The organism is Ruegeria sp. CDSB013 (genome assembly GCF_059611165.1).
Map to the genome: position 1 here is coordinate 177,246 of NZ_JBXWPA010000008.1, position 23,454 is coordinate 200,699.

At 60.3% G+C, this 23,454-nt stretch carries 21 protein-coding genes; 3 read left to right on the forward strand and 18 right to left on the reverse strand.

The features are described 5' to 3' along the window. The first annotated feature begins 190 nt into the window (after positions 1-190). Together AC2FJF_RS15040 and AC2FJF_RS15045 are read left to right on the forward strand one after the other, a co-directional pair. Positions 191-664, forward strand: coding sequence for a rhodanese-like domain-containing protein (locus tag AC2FJF_RS15040; protein ID WP_496726113.1), 474 nt, complete (start codon positions 191-193; stop codon positions 662-664). Continuing rightward, on the forward strand, positions 661-1,476 hold the full coding sequence (locus AC2FJF_RS15045) for a CE1 family esterase (RefSeq protein WP_496726114.1): 816 nt from the start codon (positions 661-663) through the stop codon (positions 1,474-1,476). Before AC2FJF_RS15040 ends, AC2FJF_RS15045 begins: the two co-directional genes overlap by 4 nt. On the opposite strand, the gene mdoH is transcribed toward AC2FJF_RS15045, so the two are convergent. The 13 genes from mdoH to cbiE form a co-directional block, all read right to left on the reverse strand. Continuing rightward, positions 1,477-3,345 carry a glucans biosynthesis glucosyltransferase MdoH gene (mdoH, locus tag AC2FJF_RS15050; RefSeq protein WP_496726115.1) on the reverse strand — a complete coding sequence of 623 codons (1,869 nt, stop codon included), beginning with the start codon at positions 3,343-3,345 and terminating at the stop codon, positions 1,477-1,479. It lies immediately after the preceding gene. Beyond that, on the reverse strand, positions 3,342-4,847 hold the full coding sequence (locus tag AC2FJF_RS15055; protein ID WP_496726116.1) for an OpgD/OpgG family glucan biosynthesis protein: 1,506 nt from the start codon (positions 4,845-4,847) through the stop codon (positions 3,342-3,344). The genes mdoH and AC2FJF_RS15055 overlap by 4 nt, the downstream gene beginning before the upstream one ends. Then, positions 4,844-6,061, reverse strand: a complete 1,218-nt coding sequence (locus AC2FJF_RS15060) for an OpgC family protein (RefSeq protein ID WP_496726117.1) — start codon at positions 6,059-6,061, stop codon at positions 4,844-4,846. The genes AC2FJF_RS15055 and AC2FJF_RS15060 overlap by 4 nt, the downstream gene beginning before the upstream one ends. Before the next feature lie 32 nt (positions 6,062-6,093). Beyond that, positions 6,094-7,464, reverse strand: a complete 1,371-nt coding sequence (locus AC2FJF_RS15065; RefSeq protein WP_496726118.1) for a tetratricopeptide repeat protein — start codon at positions 7,462-7,464, stop codon at positions 6,094-6,096. A 181-nt stretch (positions 7,465-7,645) separates the two neighbouring features. After that, entirely contained in the window at positions 7,646-8,830 is a 1,185-nt protein-coding gene (locus AC2FJF_RS15070) for a CaiB/BaiF CoA transferase family protein (protein WP_496726119.1), read from the reverse strand. Then, entirely contained in the window at positions 8,817-10,436 is a 1,620-nt protein-coding gene (locus AC2FJF_RS15075) for a thiamine pyrophosphate-binding protein (protein WP_496726120.1), read from the reverse strand. The genes AC2FJF_RS15070 and AC2FJF_RS15075 overlap by 14 nt, the downstream gene beginning before the upstream one ends. Positions 10,437-10,514: 78 nt before the next feature. Then, positions 10,515-10,973, reverse strand: a complete 459-nt coding sequence (locus AC2FJF_RS15080; RefSeq protein ID WP_496726121.1) for a DUF302 domain-containing protein — start codon at positions 10,971-10,973, stop codon at positions 10,515-10,517. Between the two features lie 100 nt (positions 10,974-11,073). Further along, positions 11,074-11,817 carry a precorrin-6A synthase (deacetylating) gene (cobF, locus tag AC2FJF_RS15085; RefSeq protein ID WP_496726122.1) on the reverse strand — a complete coding sequence of 248 codons (744 nt, stop codon included), beginning with the start codon at positions 11,815-11,817 and terminating at the stop codon, positions 11,074-11,076. Beyond that, positions 11,810-12,538 (reverse strand): uroporphyrinogen-III C-methyltransferase, encoded by a 729-nt coding sequence (gene cobA / locus AC2FJF_RS15090; protein WP_496726123.1) that lies wholly within the window; start codon positions 12,536-12,538, stop codon positions 11,810-11,812. Before cobA ends, cobF begins: the two co-directional genes overlap by 8 nt. Continuing rightward, the gene (locus AC2FJF_RS15095) at positions 12,535-13,863 is read right to left on the reverse strand and encodes a cobyrinic acid a,c-diamide synthase CobB (RefSeq protein WP_496726124.1); all 1,329 of its coding nucleotides are present in this window, start codon (positions 13,861-13,863) and stop codon (positions 12,535-12,537) included. The genes cobA and AC2FJF_RS15095 overlap by 4 nt, the downstream gene beginning before the upstream one ends. After that, positions 13,856-14,650 (reverse strand): precorrin-4 C(11)-methyltransferase, encoded by a 795-nt coding sequence (gene cobM, locus AC2FJF_RS15100; RefSeq protein WP_496726125.1) that lies wholly within the window; start codon positions 14,648-14,650, stop codon positions 13,856-13,858. The genes AC2FJF_RS15095 and cobM overlap by 8 nt, the downstream gene beginning before the upstream one ends. Continuing rightward, on the reverse strand, positions 14,647-15,015 hold the full coding sequence (locus AC2FJF_RS15105) for a cobalamin biosynthesis protein (protein WP_496726155.1): 369 nt from the start codon (positions 15,013-15,015) through the stop codon (positions 14,647-14,649). Before AC2FJF_RS15105 ends, cobM begins: the two co-directional genes overlap by 4 nt. After that, entirely contained in the window at positions 15,012-16,211 is a 1,200-nt protein-coding gene (gene cbiE, locus AC2FJF_RS15110; RefSeq protein WP_496726126.1) for a precorrin-6y C5,15-methyltransferase (decarboxylating) subunit CbiE, read from the reverse strand. Before cbiE ends, AC2FJF_RS15105 begins: the two co-directional genes overlap by 4 nt. Here cbiE and AC2FJF_RS15115 point away from each other — a divergent pair. Then, entirely contained in the window at positions 16,210-16,959 is a 750-nt protein-coding gene (locus AC2FJF_RS15115; protein ID WP_496726127.1) for a cobalt-precorrin-6A reductase, read from the forward strand. The genes cbiE and AC2FJF_RS15115 overlap by 2 nt on opposite strands. Here AC2FJF_RS15115 and cobJ read toward each other — a convergent pair. From cobJ to cobN, 5 genes are read right to left on the reverse strand one after another with little or no spacing between them, the layout of a single operon-like run. Then, entirely contained in the window at positions 16,932-17,684 is a 753-nt protein-coding gene (cobJ, locus tag AC2FJF_RS15120) for a precorrin-3B C(17)-methyltransferase (RefSeq protein ID WP_496726128.1), read from the reverse strand. The two genes, AC2FJF_RS15115 and cobJ, sit on opposite strands and share 28 nt — an antisense overlap. Then, the gene (locus tag AC2FJF_RS15125) at positions 17,681-18,409 is read right to left on the reverse strand and encodes a precorrin-2 C(20)-methyltransferase (protein ID WP_496726129.1); all 729 of its coding nucleotides are present in this window, start codon (positions 18,407-18,409) and stop codon (positions 17,681-17,683) included. Before AC2FJF_RS15125 ends, cobJ begins: the two co-directional genes overlap by 4 nt. Next, a complete protein-coding gene (locus AC2FJF_RS15130) occupies positions 18,406-19,035 on the reverse strand; it encodes a precorrin-8X methylmutase (protein WP_496726130.1) in 630 nt (209 codons plus the stop codon). Before AC2FJF_RS15130 ends, AC2FJF_RS15125 begins: the two co-directional genes overlap by 4 nt. After that, on the reverse strand, positions 19,035-20,162 hold the full coding sequence (cobG, locus tag AC2FJF_RS15135; RefSeq protein WP_496726131.1) for a precorrin-3B synthase: 1,128 nt from the start codon (positions 20,160-20,162) through the stop codon (positions 19,035-19,037). Before cobG ends, AC2FJF_RS15130 begins: the two co-directional genes overlap by 1 nt. Next, positions 20,159-23,452, reverse strand: coding sequence for a cobaltochelatase subunit CobN (gene cobN, locus AC2FJF_RS15140; protein WP_496726132.1), 3,294 nt, complete (start codon positions 23,450-23,452; stop codon positions 20,159-20,161). Before cobN ends, cobG begins: the two co-directional genes overlap by 4 nt. Positions 23,453-23,454 lie beyond the last annotated feature (2 nt).

The window sequence follows — 23,454 nt, forward strand, 5'->3', positions numbered from 1 at the left end:
TAGTACTGATTTTGTAAGGATAATTTTCTTACTGTCCAGCTAATACAACTCATTTGCCGCGCGCCAACACAGCGAGGCTGCGGCTTTTGCCTGCAAAAATGACGTGAACTTGAACTGCCAGAATAAATTCGGCGCGGATTCCAATTCTGCGCTGTGATAGAAACCTGGTGTCAGGTCAGGAGGGTGCGACGTGGCCCGAAACATAAACCGATCCCGCAGGTGGATATTGATCGGAGGCTGTGCCGCAGCGGCGGGGGGATTTGCGATACGCGAATACCGGCTTATTCCGCCTGACTATGCGGGACGGCAACTTAGCGTGCAGGATGCACATACGCAGGCCGTGGCCGGAGACGTATTGTTGCTGGACATTCGCACCCCGAAAGAGTGGCAGTCCACGGGGATCGGAGAGGGCGCCCAATCTTTGGACATGCGCCGTGATGATTTCATTCCCGCTCTGACGCAGCTCGTCAAAGGTGACAAGGGCGCGGCAATTGCGTTGATCTGTGCGCGGGGCGTGCGTTCGGCGCGGTTGAGCAACCGGCTGACCGAGGCAGGATTTACGAATATTATTGATGTGCCCGAAGGCATGTTGGGGTCGGCCGCTGGGCCGGGATGGGTACGCGCCGGATTGCCGGTTCGCGACTACGACAGGAGTGCAGTATGATCCGGGAATTAACACTGGCAACGGGTTTGGCGCTGGTCGGGCAGTCGGGGCTGGCCGCCTGTGCCGATCTGGAGGGTATGTGCGAAACCGCCTCAGGCGGGTACCATATCGAATTGCCCGAGGATGAGAACCCGCCACTGGTGGTGTTTCTGCACGGCTATGGTGGCACCGCCACCGGTACTTTGAAAAACCGTGGCATGGTGGAACCGCTGCTAGCGCGCGGCTACGCTGTAATGGCGCCAGAAGGGTCGGAGCGCAACGGGCGACAAAGCTGGAACTTCTTTCCGGGTTGGGAAGGACGCGATGAAACCGTCTTTTTGACCGAGGCGGTTGAGGATGCCGCGGATCGGTTTGGCGTGGATACGGACCGGGTCGTTCTGGGCGGGTTCTCGGCAGGGGCGTTCATGGTCTACTACCTTGCCTGCGCCGCGCCCGATACGTTCTCGGCCTATGTGCCCGTTTCAGGTGGTTTCTGGCGCCCTGATCCTGAATCTTGCGATGGCCCGGTTCGGATGTTCCACACCCATGGCTGGACGGACAATGTGGTGCCGCTGGAAGGGCGCTTGCTGGGCGGTGGCCGGTTTCATCAGGGCGATATCTTTGCCGGGCTCGAGATTTGGCGCATCGCAAATGGCTGCGTTGATACGAAGCCCAGCGGGTTCTCGACCACTGGTTCTTTCATGCGCCGATACTGGAGCGGGTGTGACGAGGGCAGCGCGCTGGAATTCGCGCTGTTCCCCGGTGGTCATTCGGTGCCCAAAGGCTGGGCTGACATGATGATTGACTGGTACGAAGGCCTGCCGGGTGGCTGATCACTCGGCAGGGGTCATCACGCCTTTACCCTCGATCACATTCTTCAGTTCATCCCTGTAACGACGGGCCGAGCGTGTGATTGCGGGCTCGTTAAAGTCCTCTTTCATGCCAACCATACGGCGCGCTGCACCGGCTGACACGCCGCTGAGTGCGGACAAGGGGATTGCGAAGGCAAGGCTGATCGCGATCGGAGCCAACCAGATTGATACAAGACCGGACAGGATGCCCACGCTAAGGGCCGCGCCGCTGATCGTTTCGACCGTGTGGCAAAAGATCAGCGTGCGCAGACCATAGCTGCCGCCATCCCGCGCCTGAGGGGACCAGCCCTTTTGGATACCAAAGGTGGTACGAATGACGGCGATCATCTGTTGCACCATCAGAATGGGGGCGTAGAGGATCGACAGAACAACCTCGGCCAGGAATGAGGTCAGGAATTTGCGCCCGCCACCGAATTCGGCATAGCGCACACCGCTGAGCGGCAGGGCCAGAACACCCAGCACCTTTGGCGCAAGCAGCATCGCGTACATGACCAGAATGATCAGCACATGGCGGGTTTCCGTCATCTCGGGCCATTGCGGGAACAGTGGATTGTCTGGGCTGAAATAGTGCAGGACCGAGGCATCCTCACCCTGACCGATCAGCGCCCACATCACCAGCAGCGCAAACCAAAGCGGCGACATCAGATATCCGACTGCGCCGTGGAACATGTGGAACCGTGAAACCGACTGAAATCCGGCTGAGCCCAACAGCTTTAGGTGCTGCAAATTGCCCTGACACCAGCGCCGGTCGCGCAGGGCGTGATCAATCAGTGTCGGCGGTGTTTCTTCATAAGACCCGCGAATGCGGGGCAGGAATCGCACGCCCCAACCGGCCCGACGCAACAGACCGGCCTCGACGAAGTCATGGCTCATGATCAGTTTTTCCTGACCATTCAGCGCCCGCAGTTTCGGCAAACCCGCGCAATTGGCGAATGCTTGGGTGCGGATAATGGCGTTATGGCCCCAATAATTGCCTTCCTGACCGCACCAGCGCGCAAGTCCTTCGGCAAAAGCAATTCCATAGACGCCATTGGCGAACTGCTGCATTCGCGCAAAGACCGATTGTGCCCCGATCAGCTGAGGATAGCTCTGGATCAAACCGGCGCCCGGGTCCCGCGCCAGTGCATCCGTCAAGCGAGAAATGGCACGGCCAGTCATCAAACTGTCGGCGTCCAGTACCAACATCGCGTCCCAATCCGCACCCCAGCGGCTGACCCAATCGGCGATGTTGCCAACTTTGCGGTCCGTGTTTTGTTCGCGGCGGCGGTAGTACAGCTCCAGCCCGGGGGCAAGGGTGGTACGCAGCGCTTCGACACTGGCTTGTTCTTGTGCGGCGATCTCCGGGTCGCGCGTGTCCGAGAGGATGAACATAGCATAGTGATGCTGCCCACCGCGCGCCTGCAAGTCTTCAAGCATGGTCCGGGCATTGCCCAGCACGTTCCAAGGCACCTCGTTATAGACCGGCGTCAACAGGGCGACGCGCAGCGGTTGGGCGCGACCCTGACGTACGGGGCGCGCCTGCCGGGACAGGGAAACCATGCCCAGCAACACAGTGCAGACCGTGAAGGAGATCCAGAAGAAGTTGAAAGAGATCAGCGCCAGAAGGATAGCCTCGATCAGGTTGATGCCTTCAGCGTCGAACCAATCCGTCATGACCCAAAACAGGCCCACCGTTGCCGCCATTGCAGGCGAAAACGCCAGCGCACGCCAGAACCCGGCCGAAGGGCGTTTTGCGTCAGGAACCCGTGCATCCCGGAAACCCGCGCTAAAGTCCTGCGCGGGCATGGCCAGAGGCGTCTCGGGCGGCATGATATGAAGATCTCTGGTCATGAGGTCCAACGGTAAAGCCAGACCTCAGAGGCTGGCTGTTTGTCTTTCAGCAACTGCGCGCGCAATTCAACATGGTCGCGGTCGCGGTCGCCGGGCTCGAACGAAAACGCAAGCCGCAACCCCCCTGTTTCTGGGTTGCGCTGCAGCACGCCTTCGGACGTTTCGGCGTGTGGCGAGTCCACGAAAATGGTCATCGCCTCCGGGTCGTCGAACAGCTCGCTTTCTTCAAAATCGATGACGGCCAGACGCCCTTCACCAAACGTGTTGTCGCCCATGGCCGTGTTGATCACGCGCGCCATCGGTGTGCGCTGGGGCTCATCCCCCCAGATCAGGCGATAGGACAGATCGACCTGGCTGCCAGCCGTATAGGGTTCGGCAGGGCGCCAGTAGGCGACGATGTTATCGTAGATTTCCTGATCCGCCGGAATTTCAACCAGCGTGACGGCACCTTTGCCCCAATCCGCACCGGGTTCGACCCACAGGCTGGGGCGTTTGTGATAATTCGCCTCAAGATCCGCGTAATCCGAGAACTCACGCTTCCGCTGCATAAGGCCAAAGCCGCGCGGGTTCGTGTCGACAAACGACGAAATCTGCAAACGGGTCGGGTTCGCCAATGGCCGCCACAGGACCTCTCCGGCACCGTTGCGGATCAGTAAACCGTCGCTGTCGTGTACTGCAGGCCGGAAGTCGTCGAAACGACTGTGGTTGGTTTGGTCAAACAGGAACATAGACGTGCCGGGAGCGATGCCTACATGGCTCAGGTCCTCGCGTGGAAATAGCGTGGCTTCGATATCCATCACGCAGTTTTCGCCTGCGGTGACATTGAACCGATATGCACCGGTGACACTTGGGCTGTCCATCAGTGCGTGAACAACCATGTCGCGTTGGCCGGGTTTCGGGCGCTCCAGCCAGAAGCGGATGAATTCAGGGAATTCCTCTCCATCCGGGTCGCCGGTTTTGAGTGCCAGACCACGGGCAGAAAGGCCGTAAACCTCATGCAGGCCGATGGCGCGGAAATAGCTGGCGCCTTGCCAGACGCAGAACTCATCGGTTTTGCCGGGACGGTGCATTTCGGTGCGCAGACGCAGGCCGGAAAAGCCCAGCGTGTCGTCGATTGGCAGTTCCGGGACGTCCTCGGATTTGTCGAACATCTCCAGATCAAACGCGACCGGAGTGGCCATTCCATTTTCAACGGTTTCAACTTTAACAGTGCGCGGGAAGTACAGGCCTGGTGTGAAGAAATCGACGTTGAAAGGCGTTTCCGTTTCATACCAAAGCGCGCGGTCCAGCCGAAACCGGATCGAGCGGTATTGCTGATATGTCAGATCCTGCCATTCCTGCGGCACCATCTCGCGTTCCGCATAAGGTCGGCTGGCCAGATCGCGGGCCATCTCAATGACGACATTGCGGTCAAATGGGACCTCGCCGCCGGTGGCGAAGGTCGCGGGCGCAAATGCAAGCGCCGACGTTGAGATCAGAAATGCACGACGTGTAAAATTCATTTCTTAGACTTCCAAGGTTGTGACTTAAACCAAGCGGCCATGTATGCCACGCCGATGATCATCGCAAAGCCAATCATGTTGGCGACAAAAACACTGGCGACATCTCGCCCACTAAGGTCCAGCCCAACGCCGATAAGTCGTGCTGCAGCCATCGAAAATACGAACACTGCCAATGATTGCTGACCAACTTTGGTGATGACGGTCAGCAGGAATTGCCAGACTTTGGCCGCGGTACCTTGACCGGTTGCAATCAGGCGATGCCCATGTTCCCCGGCGACAACCCAGCCCAGATACGCGAGTGACAGGAAATGCAGATAGCGGAACAGGCCAAAATCGGTTTTGTCGCGGAACTCTTTCGTCACGGGCCAGACCTTGCGGATTTCGTCAGCCAGATCGGGGGCAGCTGCGTTGATCCATGTGAATACCTTCCACGAACCAAAGGGCATCGAGAAGATCAGGAACAGTGCTGCCGCCCAGATCAAGGTTTTCGATACCGGGGGGGCAGGTATCCAGCCGCGCATGAAGGCAAAACCAGTAAAGAACAGCAGTTGCCAGCCAAAGGGGTTGAAGAACCACTGCCGCTCAGACCACGGTTCGGCTGGGAGGTCCAGAATGTCGGTCTGTGCGACCAGCCAGATCGCGACGGATGTCGCAGCGACGGCCCAGAAACCGAACCGGTAGAGGCCCATAAACATGGGCATCATTGCCAGAACCACCAGATACATCGGCAGGATGTCGAAATAGTTCGGAACATAGGTCAGCGTGAACAAACCCACGATCTGAGGCGCCGGATCGTTGAAGAAGTGCTGCAGGTTCAAAGACGAAACGTAGGTCTTTTCAAACAGCCCCGATTGATCCAGCGCGGCCATTGACATGGCGACAAAGAAGAACAGACAGATATGTGCCCAGTAGACCTGCCAAATGCGGAACGAGACGCGGGCGGTGCCCATCCACCACCCCTTGCGCAGGAATGCTCCGCCAAAGGCAATCGCCGAAGCCATGCCCGAACAGAACACGAAAATCTCGGTCGCGTCCGAGAATCCAAACCGCGCGGGAATCCACTTGGCCCATGGATCGTTTGGGATATGGGCGATCAGGATGATGAACATCGCGATACCGCGATAGAAATCCAGGCGCGGGTCGCGCGTGCGGGCAGGGGCCGCCGCAGAGGCAGCCACTGGCGCAAAATCAGAAGCGGGCGAAACTGTCGCCATACGTATTCTGTCCTTCTTGGTCTTAGTTTTTGTTATTCAGCCGGGACGCTTTGTGCGTCTCCGTTGTCGCGTGCCGCATCGATCAATGTGCGGCGCGCAAGAGCGTAATTGTCTTCGCCCCCGGCTCTTTTGGCGCGACGGTCATCCAGGATGCGCTCGACAGCATCCAGGCGGCCGGCGCGCAGGCCGGAATCAATTGTGATGCGCTCGAATACATCACGTTGGGCGTGGCTTCCACCTGCCAGTTGCATACCTGCTCGGGCGTTTGATAAAAAGTCGAAAGCGTCGCCGTAAAGGCCTTCGCCAAAGGCCTCAAGCCCCTTGGCGGCTGCAATGCCCGGATCGGACATGCGGATCGGGGTGTCCCCCTGATTGCGCTGCGCATCTTTTTGAATACGCTGCAACATTTTGCTGGTCGCCTCTGGGCGATTGTCGCCGGTCAGGGCCAGAAGATAGTGAAGATCGGCAAAAATCAGGCAACCGTCTTCGGTCCGTGCCGCACTGAGATCCGCCAGTTCTTCCCAGCGGTTGCCCACATTGACGCCCTCAAGCTCAAGTCGTGATAGCAGGGACGTGGCGTTCGAGATATCGCGGTAGTCGTCGGTTTTGTCCTGACGGATGTAGTTGTCATACAGCTCCATCACCTGATCGACCTGACCCAGATCCAGATGCATCAGCGCCTTGTGCCACCAGACGTGATAGCGAAAGTTGTTGCAGTGGGTCCAAGCCTCTTCGCGACCCGCGAGCCAATCAAGGCCCAGCTGCGCGTTGCCTGTCATCTCATGCACGTGTGCAACGGCGTGCAGACCCCAGGCATCGTCCGAGACCATCCACAGAGCCTGCCGTCCGGCGATTTCGGCCTTTTCGTAGGCACCGGTCTCTTCCAATGCAAAGGAATGACAACCCAGCAGGTAACCGCGGCCGGCATGATCGGGTTCATAAGCGGGAAGAACGCGCTCGATCGACCGGCGCATCCCTTCCGAGTCGCCAAGTACGAATCTTGTCGCGTGGCTGAGTTTCATGGCCAGCGAGTCTTGTGGGTGATCCCGCAGAATCTCTTCGAACTTTTGGATGGCTTGCGTGGGCAGGTCGGCCAGATACAGACCCAGCGCTTCGACATAGAGCCGTTCACGGGCCGAGACCGGCTGACGTTCCATGGCGCTGTTGGCGGCTGCCATTGCTTCGACGGCGACCGGCATCATCTCGCGGCGGCCCAGCAGGACCATGAACAAGCCTTTGATCGCGTGACCCAGGGCAAAATCGGGCTCAAGCTCAAGAACCTTGCCAAGATGCTGTGGCGTAACGGCGGCATGGGCCATGAACCCAAGCAGAACACCATCCCACGCCTCGGCACTTGCCGGGTGGCTGAGGGTGTTCATCTGTCCGAAAACGTCTTGCTTCATGTTCATGTTCCGATCCAATCGAGAATATCTACAGCACTTGATGTATCAGAGACTGTGGGCGGGTCGTATCAGTATCGGCCCTGCTCTCGAATTGGTGAAATGCCGTGTGGACAAAAATTGAAAAAAACCGCCGATTCAAGGGCATGTTTCAGCAACATGCCGCCGAAACGGGCACAGTGTTTCAATCGTCAAAGGGGTTTTTAGCGCGTAAAACGGCCTGCGTATCGGCCCCAAAGACGGGCGGGGCAGCCCGATATGTTACAGGTGTGCGCGACAGTTTCAGCGGATTCCCGATCAGTTGAACGTCGCCCGGTTCGGCCTGCATCGCGATCTGCATCTGGCGGGCTTCGACCTGATCGGTCGCAAAAACCTGATCCAAAGTCTGTGCCGGGCCAACCGGAACCTTGCGGGCCTCGAGCTGAGCAATCATGGTCTCAGACGCGTGGGTCTTGACCGCCGGACGCAGCACTGCGTTTAGCGCGTCACGATTTTCCAGCCGGGCTGGGTTGGTGGCGAAACGGGGGTCATCAGCCAGATTGGCGTGATCGATGAATTCACAGAAGCGTCGGAACTGACTGTCATTGCCAACGGCCAGAATGACGTGGCCATCGGCGGTTTCATAGACGTCATAGGGCACGATATTTGGGTGTCCGTTGCCGCGCCTTTGGGGCACGTTTCCCGAGGTCAGGTAGTTCACCCCTTCGTTGATCAGCCACGCAATCTGCGCATCCACCAGCGCCAGATCAATCTGCTGGCCTTCGCCGGTCTGATCGCGGTGGCGCAGGGCGGCCAGAATGCCGACACTTGCGTACATTCCGCACATAACATCGGCGATGCCCACGCCCACCTTCATCGGCGCGCCATCGGGTTCGCCTGTCAGCGACATGATCCCACCGTACCCCTGCGCCATCAGGTCATAGCCCGGCTTGGACGCATTTGGCCCGGTCTGGCCGTAACCCGATATCGAGCAATAGACTAGGCTGGGAAAGTCTTGCGACAACGTGGCGTAGTCCAGACCGTATTTCGCCAATCCGCCGGGTTTGAAGTTCTCGATCAGAATGTCCGCATGCGAGGCCAACCGTTTGATTTCAGATTGCCCCTCGGTCGTGGTGATGTCGATAGCCACGGATTTCTTGTTGCGGTTGGCCGACATGAAATAAGCGCTTAGATCGGACCGGTTGCCTTGCGCGTCTTCGACGTAAGGAGGGCCCCATTGGCGGGTGTCATCACCGCCGGTCGCGGGGTTTTCGATCTTGATTACGCTGGCCCCCAGATCGCCCAGCAACTGCGTGCAGGTCGGTCCGGCCAAAATGCGACTGAGGTCCAGGACTTTGACGCCCTTCAGCGGTCCTTCAGATCCGGCCATCATAGCCTCCACGATCAATTTCGGCGGCAATCACGGTGAAAGAGTTGGCCTTCAACGCCTCATTCAGGGCAGTGCGCAGTTCCTCGCGGTTTCGAACGGTGTGACCGTTGCCGCCAAACGCCCGGCCCATGGCGGCAAAGTCATGGCGGTCGAAATCGACACCTCTGTTGCCCATCTGGCGCTGACGTTGTTTCAGCTCGATCAACGCGAGGCTTGCATCGACAAAGACCAGAAAGATCGGGTTTCCGCCCATTTCGGCGGCGGTCGACAGCTCTCCGGCGACCATCAGGAACCCGGCGTCGCCCGAAAAACTGATAACCGGGCGGTTTGGTTCGGCCAGTTTCAGACCAATCGCCATTGGCACGGCGCAGCCCATGGTACACAGCGCCGAGGACTGGATCAGTCCGCGTTCCTCGGAACAATCCCACATCTGACTCAGCAAGATACGATGCGCGCCGCTGTCGGCCGTAGCCAGTGTTTCGGCAGGCAGGGTTGCACGGGTTTCGGCGATGACGGCGGCGGGACCCCATTCCTCGTCGGTCGGGAACGCCTGAGCCAGCGCGGCTTTGACCTGTGCGGGTTCACCGCCCGGCCACGTATCGCGGGCAGGGTTGCCCTTTGCCATGGCCTCCAACGTAGCACCCGTATCGGCGACCATATTCAGGCTGGCCTGATGCATATAGTGGTCATTGATCACAGCCGAGATGTCGATAACGCGCTTTTCTTCGGGGTCCCAGACCTCGCGCCAGCCGGGGCGCATCTCAATTGGGTCGTAGCCAAGGCACAAGACTAGATCGGCTTGTTCGACCAGCGGCAAAAGGTGTTTGTCGGCCAGCGGTGACAATCCGGCCCCGCCAAGGCACAGGGGGTGATCTTCAGCCACAACTCCCTTGGCTTTGTAAGTCGTGACAAAGGGGATGCCAAAATGTTCCAGAAACGCCTGCACGATATTGCGCGACCCGTCATACAGCACGTCCAGCCCCACAATCGCAATGGGACGTTCCGCGTCAGCCACCCAACGGCGCGCTTTTTCAAGGCAATTGCCCTCTGGCGCGACGGCTGCAGCCCTGACAAGTCGCCGCTTCTTGACGCCGGACACACGCATATCCGCAACCGAGATCGGAACGTCGATATGCACCGGCCCGGGGCGCGACTGGTTGGCCAGCGATACGGCCTTGTCTGCCACGATATCCGCGCCCTGTGCCGTCAGTTTAAAGGTTCCTTTGGTGATCGAGCGATAGACCTGTGCGTGATCCATAACCTGATGGGTATAAGTCAGCGCTTCATTCGCATCGACGCAACCGGTCAGCACGATCATCGGCACCCGGTCTTGCAAGGCGTTGGCGACCACGTTGATCCCGTTCATCGCGCCGGGGCCAAGCGTCGCCACCAGAATGGCAGGTGCACCGTCGCGGTGATGCACGGCTTCGGCCATGAAACCGGCGGCGTTTTCGTGCTTGGTCAGGTGAAAGGTGATCCCCGCCTGTTCCAGCGCATCCACCAACGTCAGAACCTCGCCACCGGGCATACCAAAGGCATGGCGGCATCCGGCCTCGTAAAGTCTTTGGGCCAAAAGGTCCGCGGCGCGGGGCGAAAGGTCCTGCATTAGTTATGCTCCGAAATAATACGTCATTGCAGATTGCGGAGGACGCGTCCGGACGCAAGCAGGTTCACGGCAGTGTGACTAATTGACTGCGGATTCCGCCACTGCCTGAAACTTTTCATCCAGTTCTGCCGCAATTTCTTGCAGTGGCTCACCGCCTTGCTGGGCATAGGGGGCAAAGACGTGGCTTGGGGTTTTGTAGGACAAAGTCGCCGTGCCGTCCGCATTTTCGGTCACGTAGAACCGGATGGGCGCTTCGATCATTGCGTTGACCGAGGTTTCCAGAACCCGAACTGCATAGTCGTTGTTAAAGGCACCGATCACTAAGTTTCCGGGAATGATGATGCCACGAGCCGCTGCCGCCTTGGTGGGCCCGGCCTGCGTTACAACAATCAGACCGTTATCTTTGACCGCGGCCTTCGTATCCGCGACCAACGCTTGATAGCTTTTGGCGGTCGAATGAACGGCCCAGCCTGGTAGAGCTTCTTGCGCCAGCGCGGGAAAGGCCAGCAAACACAGTACGGTCGAAATAGCCTTCATTGCGCTGTCCTCTTGGGTACGGGTGCGAAGTTGATGCCAGAAACTCGTATTTCGCGCAGTCACAATCCCGTGGGTAGCAGCCGCAGTGGATGCTTTCGGATCAGTCCAGGCGCCTTTTCAGCAGATAAATGTCCATGATCCAGCCATGATCTGCCCGCGCTTTTGCCCGTGTTTCGATAATCTGCGACGCCAAATCAGCCAAAGGACCGTGGATCAGGATTTCTTCCTTCATCCCCACATAAGCGCCCCACCAGATTTCGTAGTTGGCCATCTCAAGGTTTTGAAACGAACACTCGCCGTCCAGCATAACAGCCACTTTTGAGGCGTTTAGCGGCCAGCCTTCATCCCGAATGCGCCGACCTGTGGTCACGACATACGGCGCGCCCAGATCGTTGATCGGTATCGCATGCGCCGCGGTCAGTGCCTGCAACGCAGTGATGCCGGGGATCACACGTGTTTCCGGTTGGGGCTTCAGTCGTGAGGCGATGCGCAGCGAACTGTCATAAAGCGACGGATCGCCCCAGATCAAAAGAGCAACCCGTTTAGCATCACGATGCGCCGCGATCGCCTCTTGCCACCGCAGAGCGATGGCGTCGTGCCATTCATCAACACCGCGCAGATAGCCATCATCGGCGCGTCGTTTGGGAATATCAAAATATGCGATCTGTGGCGCGGTGTCGGTCACCTGCGCGATAATCTCTTCCCGCAAACCGGCCAGATCGGCTTTGTTCTCGCCCTTGCGCGGGATCAGGATCAGGTCTGCGGCCCGAATGGCACTAGCGCCTTGAAACGTCAGGTGGTCCGGATTGCCGGTGCCAATACCGATCAGAGTTAAGTCAAACATTGTCGGTCGCTGCCAGAGGGCCATAGAGTATCAGGGCAGGGGCCGTGCCGATCTCAGCGCCCAACTTGTCCGCCAACTCACCAACCGTGGATCGGTGTAGCACCTGATCCGGGGTTGAGACGGATTCAGCCATCAGCGCCGGTGTTTCCAGCGGCAAGCCATGTTCATTCAGTGCTTTGACCAGCAAAGGAAATGTGCGCTTTCCCATGAATACAACGGTGGTGGCATCTGGGTCGGCAAGGGCGGTCAGATTCAGATCATCGGGCAGCTTGCCACTGACATCGTGGCCGGTGACGAATTGTACGCGGCGCGCCGTGAGCCGCCGCGTCAGGGGAATGCCGGCCGCTGCTGCTGCGGCAACCGCCGAGGGGATGCCGGGGATAATCTCATATTCGATCCCGGCCTCGCGCAGCGCCACCAGTTCTTCTTCCAGACGTCCAAACAGACCGCCATCGCCGGATTTCAGTCGCACCACGCGCGCGCCAGTTTTTGCGTAATCCACCAACAGGCGGCTGACGTGGTCCTGTTTTGGTGATGGTCGCCCGGCGCGTTTGCCAACCCCGACAAGATCTGCGTCCTGATGCGCATGGCCGAGAATCGGGCCACTGCTGAGGTCGTCAAACAGCACCGCATCCGCCTTTTGCATCCGGTCAACGGCCTTAAGCGTCAGCAGTTCCGGATCCCCGGGACCGGAGCCAATGAACGAAACGAAACCGCTCATGCCTGCGCCTCTGCGATCAGATGAAAGAATGTTCCGGTCACGTTGCCACGAACCGACCCGGTTTGCGGCCCCTCAACCCCTTCGGCATCGAACACCCGGGCCAAAGGCGCGTCGGGTTGTTCCAGGATCGAGGAATAGTGGAACTCATGGCCTCGCAATGTCGCATCGGCAGCAAAACCCGGCATAGAGGCCAACAACTGCGCCTTGCGATACCCAAGATTGAACTTGCGCTTCTCATAGGACGTCACAAGCCCAAGTAGTCCCGCCATCTGGTGCCGGACCCCTTCCTTGTCGACCAGCGCGTCGCCCAAGGCCATATACCCGCCGCACTCACCATGAACGGGCTTCGTCTCGGCATGTTTGCGTAGACCGTTCAGGAATGTGTCGGCAGCGGCCAGAGTGCCCGCATGCAGTTCAGGATAACCGCCAGGCAGCCAGACCAGATCGGCATCCGAAGCGGGCGCTTCGTCGGCCAGCGGTGAAAACGGTAGGACTTCCGCCCCGGCTGCATGCCAACCTTCCAGCAAATGCGGATAGGTGAACGAAAATGCTGCATCCCGTGCCAGCGCGATCCGCTGCGCCGGGGGGCGCGGCAGCGCGGCTGACGATGGCCCATTCGGGCCTGAGGAAGCCGCAGCCTTGATCGCTTCGAGGTCCACGTGTTCGCGAAGGAACGCGGCATACCCGGCAATCGCGCTTTCCAGATCTGGGTGCTCGACCGCTTGGATCAGGCCAAGATGCCGCTCGGGCAGGGTCAGGTCTCCGCGCCGGGGCAACACGCCCAGAACCGGCAATCCTGCTCGCTCCATCCCCAATCGGGTCAGGCGTTCATGGCGTGGGCTGGCGCAGCGGTTCAGGATCACGCCGGCGAAGGGCAGGTCGGGATTGTACATCCGAAACCCCAATGCGGTTGCCGCTGCCGATTGCGCCTGACCGCCCACATCCAGCACCAAAACCACGGGCCAGCCCATACGCTGCGCGGTTTCGGCGCTGGACCCGTGACCAAGCTCTCCGGGCTTGGCAACGCCGTCGAACAGGCCCATCGAACCTTCGGCCACAACGATATCCGCGCCCTCGGCCTGGGCAGAAATCGCGTTCAGCAGCGGATCGGCCATCGCCCAGCTGTCCAGATTGAATGAGGCGCGTCCGGCTGCGGCACGGTGAAAGGCTGGATCGATATAGTCCGGTCCGCTCTTGAAAGGTTGCACCGTCAGGCCATCCTCGGCAAGCGCACGCAGAAGACCCAGCATAACGGTGGTTTTGCCCGTCCCGGAAGACGGCGCAGAAATCAGTAATCCCGGAGGGTTGGTCATCCCGTCATTCATTCTCGGGGCTCCAGCTTGACCACGGGCTGTCCGCGCTTTGCGGGCGATACCGGCGGTCGTAGTCTTTTGAATAGAGACAGCTTTCGTCAAACCCTTCGCCCGCAAGGGCAGGACCGACCATGATTAGAGCGGTCCGGGAAATACTTTCGTCCAGCGCGTCTTTCAGGGTCGCCAATGTGGCGCGAATGATCCGTTCATCTGGCCAGCTGGCGCGATACACCACTGCAACGGGGCAGTCTGCTCCATAGGCCGGGGTAAGGTCCGCGATCACGTTGTCCAGATTTCCGATCGACAGGTGAATGGCCAGCGTCGCGCCGGTCCGGGCAAAGTTTTTAAGCGTTTCGCCTTCAGGCATTGAGGACGCGCGCCCGGGCGTCCGGGTCAGAACCACTGACTGCGCCAAACCGGGCAAGGTCAGTTCCGTTCCCAGCGAAGCAGCCGCTGCGGCGAAGGACGGTACACCGGGGGTCACGCTGACCGGAATACCCATCTCTTTCAATCGCCGGATCTGTTCACCCATTGCCGACCAAACCGACAGGTCGCCGGAATGCAGACGTGCAATGTCATGGCCAGCCTTATGCGCCGCCTCAATCTCGGCCATGATCTGATCCAGATCCATTGGCGCGGTGTTGATGATCTTTGCGCCCTCGGGGCAGTGGGCCAGAATTTCCTCGGGCACCAGCGATCCCGCGTATAGGCACACCGGGCACGACGCGATGATATCACGCCCCCGCAGGGTCAGAAGGTCGGCAGCGCCGGGTCCGGCACCGATGAAATGAACGGTCATGTTTGTCCTCCGATGGCGACGGCGCAGGTTGCAAGCCGGTCGTCCGAAATCTGTCTGGGTGAGGTCAGCCGCGCGCCTGTTCCGGCGGCGGCAAGGGCGGATGCTTCGGCTACGCTGCCGGTGCCATAGGTGGCACGGCTGCGGTTCGAGCAGGTGAGAGTGCGCTGTCCCGCCAGATCGGCAGCAGCTATGAAATGCAGGGGCAGGGCGGTCTCTGCGGCAAACTCCGACAGCGCGGCGTGACCTTCCTTGTCGGCAACAGTGGCCAGCGCGTCGACGTTTTGCCCAACGCTGGCCCGCTCAAATGCGGCGCGCAGGCTGTCCACGGTCGCAGTCGATGAAAACCCTAACCCTGCGACGATCATAAGATCACGCTCCACTGCACCACCGGATATGCGGATTTCCAGCCGCGCCGAGGTCCCAGTGCCGAAGCCTGCGCCAGTTCGATGCGCAAAAGCTCCCCGCCCAGTTTTTCGTGCCATTGCGCCAGTAAGGCTTCGCTTTCCAGCGTCACAGCATTGGCGACCAACCTAGTCCGGGCGGGCAGGGCGGCGTGCAGCCAATTCAGCAATTCGGTACTCAGGCCGCCGCCGATGAATACCACATCCGGAAACCCAAGGCCGTCCAGTGCGGTTGGCGCTGTGCCATGCACAACTTGCAGCCGGTCTTGGCCCAGCGCGTCGGCATTTCGGCGAATGCGATCCGCGCGATCCTCGCGGGGTTCGATCGTGGTTGCGGTCAGGGTCGGGTCGCACATCAGCCACTCGATGCTGATCGAGCCGGTGCCGCCGCCGATATCCCACAGATGCTCGCCGCGCTTGGGGGCCAGCGCCGACAGAGTCAGCGCCCGCACGGGGCGTTTGGTGATCTGGCCATCATTTTCGAAGATATCATCCGGCTTACCCGAGGCCTTGGGCAGCGCCTGTCCTTCACCCGCAACTTCAAGCCCAACGCAGACTGGATGGTCGAATCCACCCAGCAGGGCTTCGGTCAGCGATACACTGCGCGACCGTTCGCGCGGGCCGCCAAGGGCCTCCATCACGTGCAGCTGCGTATCGGCAAACCCTGTTTCGTTCAGATATGTCGCAAGCTCGGCCACCGCAGCGCCGTTGCGCAGCAACAGAATGGCGCGCAATCCAGGCGAAAGATGCGGGCGCAGACGGGTCAGCGGGGCGGCGTGCAGACCAAATGTCTGCGTACTTTCTAACGGCCAGCCCAGACGTGCCGCAGCGAGCGAGAACGTGGACTGACCCGGATGGGCTGTCCATTCTCCGGCGTCGAAGTTGCGCGCGATTACCGAGCCCGCGCCGAACCAGAACGGATCGCCCGAGGCCAGAACAACTGTTGGGCGTCCGCGAAACCCGGTCAGGATCGGCAGGCCGTCGGAAAAAGGCACGGGCCATTCCACCTGTTGCGCGCCTGTGTCGGGGATCAGTGACAAATGGCGCGGCGGGCCCATGATGATTTCGGCACGCTCCAGTACTTGACGACTTGCGGGTGACAGGCCATCCAGTCCATCTTCGCCCAAGCCCAAAACGCTTAGCCACGGAGCTTCATGCATGACCAACCTCCTGATCCTTGGTGGCACGACCGAGGCAAATGCACTGGCCAAAATCTTGGCCGATCAGGGCATCCCGGCGATCTATTCCTATGCCGGACGTGTGGACAATCCAAGACCGCAGCCCCTGCCGGTGCGTGTTGGAGGGTTCGGAGGTGCTGAAGGCCTGGCCCGTTACCTGACGGACCACGCGATCACTCATGTAGTCGATGCCACCCATCCCTTTGCCGCGCAAATGAGTACCAACGCCATTTCCGCGTGTCGCGAGGCCGGGGTGCCCATGGCCGCTTTGACCCGTCCGGCATGGCGCGCGCAAGACGGAGATCGTTGGCAGCACGTTTCTGACATTGAAGCGGCAGTTGCCGCTTTGAGAGGTCCTAAGCGGCGTGTTTTTCTGGCCGTTGGCCGCCTGCATCTTGAAGATTTCGCGGCTCAGTCCCAACATCACTTCTTGCTGAGGCTGGTGGATGAACCGGATGCACTGCCGCTGCCCGATTGCGAGGCGATCGTGTCGCGCGGACCTTTCACCGAAGCAGGGGACCGGGCGTTGATGCTGCAGCATGGCATTGACCTGGTTGTGTCCAAGAACTCTGGCGGTACCGGTGCACGCGCCAAGCTGGATGCCGCGCGCGCGATGGGCGTACCGGTGTTGATGATCGACAGGCCGCCCCTTCCGCAAAGGACCGAATTGTCGAACGTGACGCAGGTTCTGGACTGGTTGGCTCATTCCGGGGTGAACCTCGGGGTATAGACGATCGGCGCGCTGTCACGGTTGATGACGCGCGTCAGGGATGACCCGACAATGACGACGGTTTGCATGTCGGCCATGTCAGGTGTCGCCTCGGCCAGTGTCGAAATCCGGATCGCCTCATCAACGCGGGATACGGCGCGCGCGAACAGGATCAAGCGTTCGGGCTCACATTCTTCGCGTAGGATTTCCAGTGTTTTCACAAAGCCTTCCGGGCGGGATTTCGAGCGTGGGTTATAAAACGCCATCGCGAAATCCGCCTGCGCCGCAAGTCGAAGACGTTTTTCAACCAGCGACCAGGGTTTCAGATTGTCGCTGAGGTTGATGGCGCAAAAATCATGTCCCAGTGGTGCCCCGGCTCGCGCGGATGCCGCTAGCATCGCGGTGATCCCCGGCAGCACTTCGATGGGAATTTTGCGCCACTTAGCGGGGCCATTTTCCAGCGCCTCAAATACTGCGGCGGCCATCGCGAAGACCCCGGGATCACCCGAGGACACAACGACCACGCGCTTGCCCTCAGCCGCCATCTGCAACGCGTGTTGGGATCGGTCGATCTCGACCCGGTTGTCGCTAGCATGCAGCGTCAACCCGGGGCGTTCCGCCACGCATGCGACATAGGGGATATAGCCGACCACGTCCGTGGCATCCATCAACGCAGCTGAAACCTCGGGGGTTATAAGATCTTCGTTACCAGGCCCCAGGCCCGCAATCTTGACCCAACCGCTCATGGCCGCCGTCCCTGACCATGCACGATGATGATCGAGAAATAGGGCGTCACCTTTTCGCATGCCTCGGACAGTTTCGTCACCACTTGGTTCGGCATCTGCGCAAACTCGACAATCCATGCGCGGTCATACAAACCGGCTGTTTTCAGCGCGCGCTTCACCTTGTCGATATTGCGTCCGATTTTCATGACAACCAGGGCGTCAGTCTGCGCCATGCGAATTGCCAGATCTTCTTCCGGCAGGGTGCCGACCAGTACTGTAAGCACATCATCGCCCCAGGTGATCGGGTTACCCGTTGCTGTCCATGCGCCGGACATGCCAGTGATGGCTGGCACGACCTCAACATCGGCCTGATCGCGCAAGCGGCTGTAAAGATGCATGAAAGACCCGTAGAAAAACGGATCTCCCTCGCACAGAACCACCACATCCTCACCCTGATCCGATAGGGTTTTCAAGTGCGCGGCGCAGTCCTTGTAAAAGGCAGAGAGCAATTCGTTATAGCGCGGATCATCCAGTGGAATTTCCGTCGTGACAGGGTATTCCATGGGAAACTCAACAGCGCTGTCCGGGATCATACCATTGACGATCTTGCGCGCCTGACCGCTGCGACCGGGCTTGCGAAAGAACGCCACGTGGCGCGCATTGCGCAGCAGGCGGTCGGCCCTCACGCTCATCAGGTCCGGATCACCGGGGCCAAGGCCCACGCCGTATATCTTGCCGCCACTCATTCGGCGCGGCTCGCAATGGCGTTGATTGCGGCGACGGTGATGGCGCTTCCGCCCAGACGGCCCTTGATGATGCAAGAGGGCACGGGCTGCGCCTCCCACAATGCGTCCTTGGATTCGACGGCACCGACAAAGCCCACCGGGCACCCGATGATGGCGGCCGGGCGTGGGCAATCGGGGTCTTCCAGCATATTCAGTAGGTGGAACAGAGCGGTCGGCGCATTACCGATCGCGACCAGAGCGCCTTCCAGATGCGGACGCCACAGCTCCAGAGCAGCAGCGGATCGGGTGTTGCTCATCTCAGCCGCCAGTGGGCGCACGCGTTCGTCATGCAGAGTGCAGATCACCTCATTATCGGCCGGCAGGCGGAAGCGGGTCACACCCTCGCTGACCATTCGCGCATCGCACAGTATAGGTGCGCCATTCTCTAACGCGGTCCTTGCGGCTGGCACGAAACCGGGCGAAAAATGTACGAATTCTTCCAGACCGACCATTCCGGCGGCGTGGATCATGCGAACCGCAACCTGCTCTTCATCAGCGTCAAAGCGCGCCAGACCGGCCTCAGACCGGATCGTGGCAAAGCTTTGCTTATAGATCGCTGCGCCATCGGTTTCGTATTCATAGGGCATCAGGAGAGGTCCATAGTCATAAGTGTTTCAGGTGTCAGCCCGCGTTGGGACGGCTCATCCCCCGCGCGACCGTTTTTGACAAGATCAAATCGTCCGTCATTGCCGACCAGTGTGACATTTGCCGTCCCCATTCGGGCGCAGCCTTTGGCGCAACCGGATACGTGTAGGCTGCCTGCAACCCGCGCCGCCAATTCGCGCGCAACCCTACGGGTTTCCACTTGTGCTTGCGGGCAGAATGGTGCGCCGGGGCAGGCGTCGGTTGTCATCAGCGGGTCGTTGCCATCTATGACAAAGTCGGGTGTTTGTATCGCCGCCCCGCCTTCCAGCAGAATCAGCCGCCATGGGGTGACCCGCAAGGCAGACGCCCCGCTGTCTGCAATGAGGTCAGAGAGTTGTCGCGCCGGCAATTGTCCGAACGCCGCGCCATACAGAGTACCCAGATCGCAGGCGCCGGGTTGTGGCGGTGCGCCGATGTCACCAGGCGCGCTGCCTTGCCACTCCGCTGGCAAATCCTGCGTCGCGACCACACGCACCATGCGGCGTGTTTCCGGTGTGACCCGCTCGGAAAACCATTCGGCCAGAGCGATAACCCGGTCAATCGCGTTGGATTCTGTGACCCGGCAACCAGTCTTGGCCCCGTCGGCGCGCAGGATGAGGCCATCGGTGCCTGTTTCAACTCGGATATCGGCCGAATCCGCCGCCAACAGGCGCTTGGGGCCAGTGTCGATGGCAAAGCCGAATTTGGCGGGCAGGGGCGGCAATTCACCCAAGCGGTTGATCAGTTCCTGGGTCAGCCGTGCGGTTCGATCACCTGATCTGTACAGGGGCGACACCAGGATATTGCGGCGCACTTCAATACCGGGCTCAGCATCCAAAAGGTTCAGTGCGGCCAGTTCGGCCAGCAATGCCTGATGATCGTCTTCTTTTACCCCGCGCAGCTGTAAATTGGCGCGGTTGGTCAGGTCGATCGTACCATTGCCAAATCGCTCGGCCAACTCGCACAGACCAATCATCTGAGCGCTGCCAAGCCGGGCCAAACGCGGGCGCACCCGAACAACCAGGCCATCGCCCGACATCATCGGCCGGTGCGCGCCGGGGCACCATCCCTGAACGACCGGGGCGCTCATCCCAACCCCTCCAGATCCGCCCGGATCGAGTTTCGGCGCGTGTTCCAAAGGCCCGCGTCCAGCAAGGCGCGGAACCGGTCCTGCATCGCCTGATACGCGCGTGGGTTGGCCTCTTGCAAAAAAGTATCGACCTCAACGTCGCCCAAAGTGGCGTCGTGATAGAGGTCGAACAGATGCGGCGCGACCGTGCCTGACAGATGCGCGAAAGAGGCCATGTGATCCAGCGTCGCCGCGATTTCCGCAGCGCCCCGGAACCCATGCCTTTGCATACCTGCGATCCAACCGGGATTGGCAGCGCGGGCGTGCACGACGCGGCTGATTTCTTCAGGCAGCGTTCGGGCGCGCGGGTTATCCGGGTTGGTGTTGTCCAGATGGTATAGCTGCGCCGTACCACCGGTGACTTTCTTGGCGGCGGCGAATCCGGCCTCATGGGTGGCATAGTCGTTGGCCAACAAAAGGTCGGTTTCGGTCAGATCCTGCAGGTGTACGAAACTGTCGGCATTCGTGACCCGTTGGGTAATGCCGTCCATATCCTGTGTGATGTGTTCGCCTTCCAAAGCGAAAGAACTGGCCTCAAGCCATGCCTTACCCGCCTGCGCGCGGGCCTCATCCGTATAGATTTCGGACAGCTGGGTCATGTTCACGCCATAGCTGCCCGGTGCCGGGCCAAAGACGCGCGCTGCCGGGGCCTGCCCGGCATATGGGTTCCAGTCTGGCGCTTCATCGCGTTCCGACAACGCGCGAACAGCTTGACCATAAAGCGCCGAAAGGGTCGGGAACACATCGCGGAACAAGCCTGAGACACGCAACGTCACGTCCAGACGCGGGCGGCTGAGGTCAGTGATGGGCAGCACTTCGATGCCCGACACCCGCTCGGCCCCTTTGTCCCAAACGGGTTTGACGCCCAGCAAGTGCAGCGCCATGGCAAACTCTTCGCCCGCCGTGCGCATCGTGGCTGAACCCCAGAGATCAACGATCAGCCCCTTGGGATAATCGCCCTCTTCCTGCAGGTGTCGCCGCACCAATTCTTCTGCCAGCTTGACGCCTTGGGTATAGGCTGCACGGGTGGGGACTGAGCGCGGATCGGTGGTATACAGATTGCGCCCGGTGGGCAGCACGTCTGACCGCCCGCGATAGGGGGACCCGGACGGGCCTGCCTCGATCCGTTTGCCAGCCAGCGCGTCGATCAATGCCCGGCGTTCGGCATGGGCAGAAGGAGCCGTGTCAAAATTGGCGGTGGCTTCGGGCACACGTCCAAAGATATGCAACCCGTCGCCGAACTGGCTTTCTTTGATGTCACAGACGAAACGGTCGATGCGAGTGATCGCCTCGGCGATGCAGGTGGCCTGATCGAGGCCAAGGTCGCTCTCCAGCCCGATGGCTTGCGCTTCGTCCCGGATATCTTCTTGCAGGCGGTCGCGACGTTTGGGGTCCAAGCCATCAGCGTTCGAGAATTCGTCCAGCAGCGATTCCAGCCGAACCATCCGATCCGGGGTACCGCTTTCTCTCATCGGCGGTGGGACATGACCCAGCGTGACCGCCCCGATCCGGCGCTTGGCCTGCGCGGCCTCGCCAGGGTCGTTGACGATGAAGGGGTAAATGACAGGCAGGTCGCCGATCAGCGCTTCGGGCCAGCATTCGTTGGACAGCGCGACCGACTTGCCGGGCAGCCATTCCAGCGTGCCGTGCGCGCCGATATGGATCAGCGCATCCGCACTAAGACCTTTGCGCAGCCAAAGGTAGAAGGCCACGTAGCTGTGGCGCGGGGTACGCGACAGGTCATGATAATCGTCATCACGCAACTCGGGCGTGCCGCGTTCAGGTTGCAACGCGACCAACGCCTTGCCGCGGCGCAGGGCGGTGAAGTGGAACGCGCCATCTGCAAAGGCCGGATCATCCTCGGGCTTGCCCCAGACGATTTCGAGGTCTGCGCGCAGTTGTTCCGGCAATTCTGCTAGCGCAGTCAGATATTCGCCAAGCGACCACGTAATCCGCGCGTCCAACAACGTATCAGAAATCGGCTGGGCAGGAGCGGTGTCATACCCTTCGCCTTGCAGGTCGGCCAGCATCGCCTCGGCCGAGGCCAAAGCATCGAGGCCCACCGCATGGGCCATCTGCCAATCCTTGCCGGGATAGGTGGACAGCACCAAGGCGGGCACCTGATCCCATTTGGGCTTGTCGTTCAGGTTCAGCCAGCCGACGACACGGTCGATGATGGCCTCGATCCGTTCCGGTTCAGCCCGGTGGGCAAAACGTGAATACTCCAGATGCGGGTCACGCTTGCCCGGTTCCTTGAACGAGGCAATGCCTGCAGAAATTCGCCCGTCCACTTCAGGCAGGACAACGTGCATAGCCAAATCAGCGGGCGAAAGACCGCGTTCCGCCTCGGCCCAGGCTTTGCGGCGGGACGTTGCGAGAGCAACCTGAAACACCGGAACATCGGCAGCGTCCAGCGGCGATGTACCCGATGCGCCTTTGCCCGAGAAGGAAGTGGCGTTGATAATGGCCGACGGTTTAATGGCGGCGATGTTCCCGCGCAGCCAATCGGCGGCGGCAGGTGCTTTTAGCGAGGGGGCGAACATGCCTACTGCTTCGAACCCGCGTTCCCGCAATCGGCGGATCAGGGCTGCGACCGGGGCGGTGTCTGCAGATGTCAGATAAGCCCGGTAGAAGGTCACGAGGATACGCCTCGCGTCGCTCGAGAATGCTGTTTCGACCGGGATTACGCCACGATCCGGGCACCACGCACCGCACTTTGGCAAGGTCTTTGCGCCCATCACCGGCCCGGCATAAAGCCCAGCCGCCAGCGCCATTTGTGCCAAGGCCGCTTGCGCCGCGACTTCGCCGCCGGTGTCACACAGATGCGCAAGCCGCCGCAGGGTTGAGACGGGCAGGGTGGAGTAATCATCCAGCCGCGTATCCTCACGCCCATCGGCAGGTAGGACGGCCAGTGCGATCCCCTTGGATTGCGCCAGCGCCAGAACTTGCTGCAAGCCATAGGACCAGTAAGGCACGCCGCCGATCAAACGGATCAGAATGCCCTTGGCGCCCTCGAGCGTTTGCTCGACATAAGTGTCGACGGACAACGGGTGTTTCAGTGCTGTCAGGTTGGCCAGCCGCATTGTCGGCATTCGCCCTTCGGCCCCGCCACCGCGATGCCAGCCCGCCGCGAAAGCACCAAGGTCACTGTCCGAAAAGGACAGCACCACCAGATCCGCCGGACTTTGGCCCAGATCGGTCGGGGTCTCGGTTTCCTCGAGCCCGTGGCTTTCGCGGAAGACGACGTGCATGG

What these genes read in the sequence shown, in the direction of transcription:
- cobA (WP_496726123.1), bottom strand. Translation starts at nt 12,538, where the DNA reads ATGAGCGGTTTCGTTTCGTTCATTGGCTCCGGTCCCGGGGATCCGGAA.
- AC2FJF_RS15055 (WP_496726116.1), bottom strand. Translation starts at nt 4,847, where the DNA reads ATGAATTTTACACGTCGTGCATTTCTGATCTCAACGTCGGCGCTTGCA.
- AC2FJF_RS15065 (WP_496726118.1), bottom strand. Translation starts at nt 7,464, where the DNA reads ATGAAGCAAGACGTTTTCGGACAGATGAACACCCTCAGCCACCCGGCA.
- cobN (WP_496726132.1), bottom strand. Translation starts at nt 23,452, where the DNA reads ATGCACGTCGTCTTCCGCGAAAGCCACGGGCTCGAGGAAACCGAGACC.
- AC2FJF_RS15130 (WP_496726130.1), bottom strand. Translation starts at nt 19,035, where the DNA reads ATGCCCTATGAATACGAAACCGATGGCGCAGCGATCTATAAGCAAAGC.
- AC2FJF_RS15125 (WP_496726129.1), bottom strand. Translation starts at nt 18,409, where the DNA reads ATGAGTGGCGGCAAGATATACGGCGTGGGCCTTGGCCCCGGTGATCCG.
- cobM (WP_496726125.1), bottom strand. Translation starts at nt 14,650, where the DNA reads ATGACCGTTCATTTCATCGGTGCCGGACCCGGCGCTGCCGACCTTCTG.
- cobJ (WP_496726128.1), bottom strand. Translation starts at nt 17,684, where the DNA reads ATGAGCGGTTGGGTCAAGATTGCGGGCCTGGGGCCTGGTAACGAAGAT.
- AC2FJF_RS15075 (WP_496726120.1), bottom strand. Translation starts at nt 10,436, where the DNA reads ATGCAGGACCTTTCGCCCCGCGCCGCGGACCTTTTGGCCCAAAGACTT.
- AC2FJF_RS15095 (WP_496726124.1), bottom strand. Translation starts at nt 13,863, where the DNA reads ATGAATGACGGGATGACCAACCCTCCGGGATTACTGATTTCTGCGCCG.
- AC2FJF_RS15060 (WP_496726117.1), bottom strand. Translation starts at nt 6,061, where the DNA reads ATGGCGACAGTTTCGCCCGCTTCTGATTTTGCGCCAGTGGCTGCCTCT.
- AC2FJF_RS15115 (WP_496726127.1), top strand. Translation starts at nt 16,210, where the DNA reads ATGACCAACCTCCTGATCCTTGGTGGCACGACCGAGGCAAATGCACTG.
- AC2FJF_RS15080 (WP_496726121.1), bottom strand. Translation starts at nt 10,973, where the DNA reads ATGAAGGCTATTTCGACCGTACTGTGTTTGCTGGCCTTTCCCGCGCTG.
- cobF (WP_496726122.1), bottom strand. Translation starts at nt 11,817, where the DNA reads ATGTTTGACTTAACTCTGATCGGTATTGGCACCGGCAATCCGGACCAC.
- AC2FJF_RS15070 (WP_496726119.1), bottom strand. Translation starts at nt 8,830, where the DNA reads ATGGCCGGATCTGAAGGACCGCTGAAGGGCGTCAAAGTCCTGGACCTC.
- mdoH (WP_496726115.1), bottom strand. Translation starts at nt 3,345, where the DNA reads ATGACCAGAGATCTTCATATCATGCCGCCCGAGACGCCTCTGGCCATG.
- cbiE (WP_496726126.1), bottom strand. Translation starts at nt 16,211, where the DNA reads ATGCATGAAGCTCCGTGGCTAAGCGTTTTGGGCTTGGGCGAAGATGGA.
- cobG (WP_496726131.1), bottom strand. Translation starts at nt 20,162, where the DNA reads ATGAGCGCCCCGGTCGTTCAGGGATGGTGCCCCGGCGCGCACCGGCCG.
- AC2FJF_RS15045 (WP_496726114.1), top strand. Translation starts at nt 661, where the DNA reads ATGATCCGGGAATTAACACTGGCAACGGGTTTGGCGCTGGTCGGGCAG.
- AC2FJF_RS15105 (WP_496726155.1), bottom strand. Translation starts at nt 15,015, where the DNA reads ATGATCGTCGCAGGGTTAGGGTTTTCATCGACTGCGACCGTGGACAGC.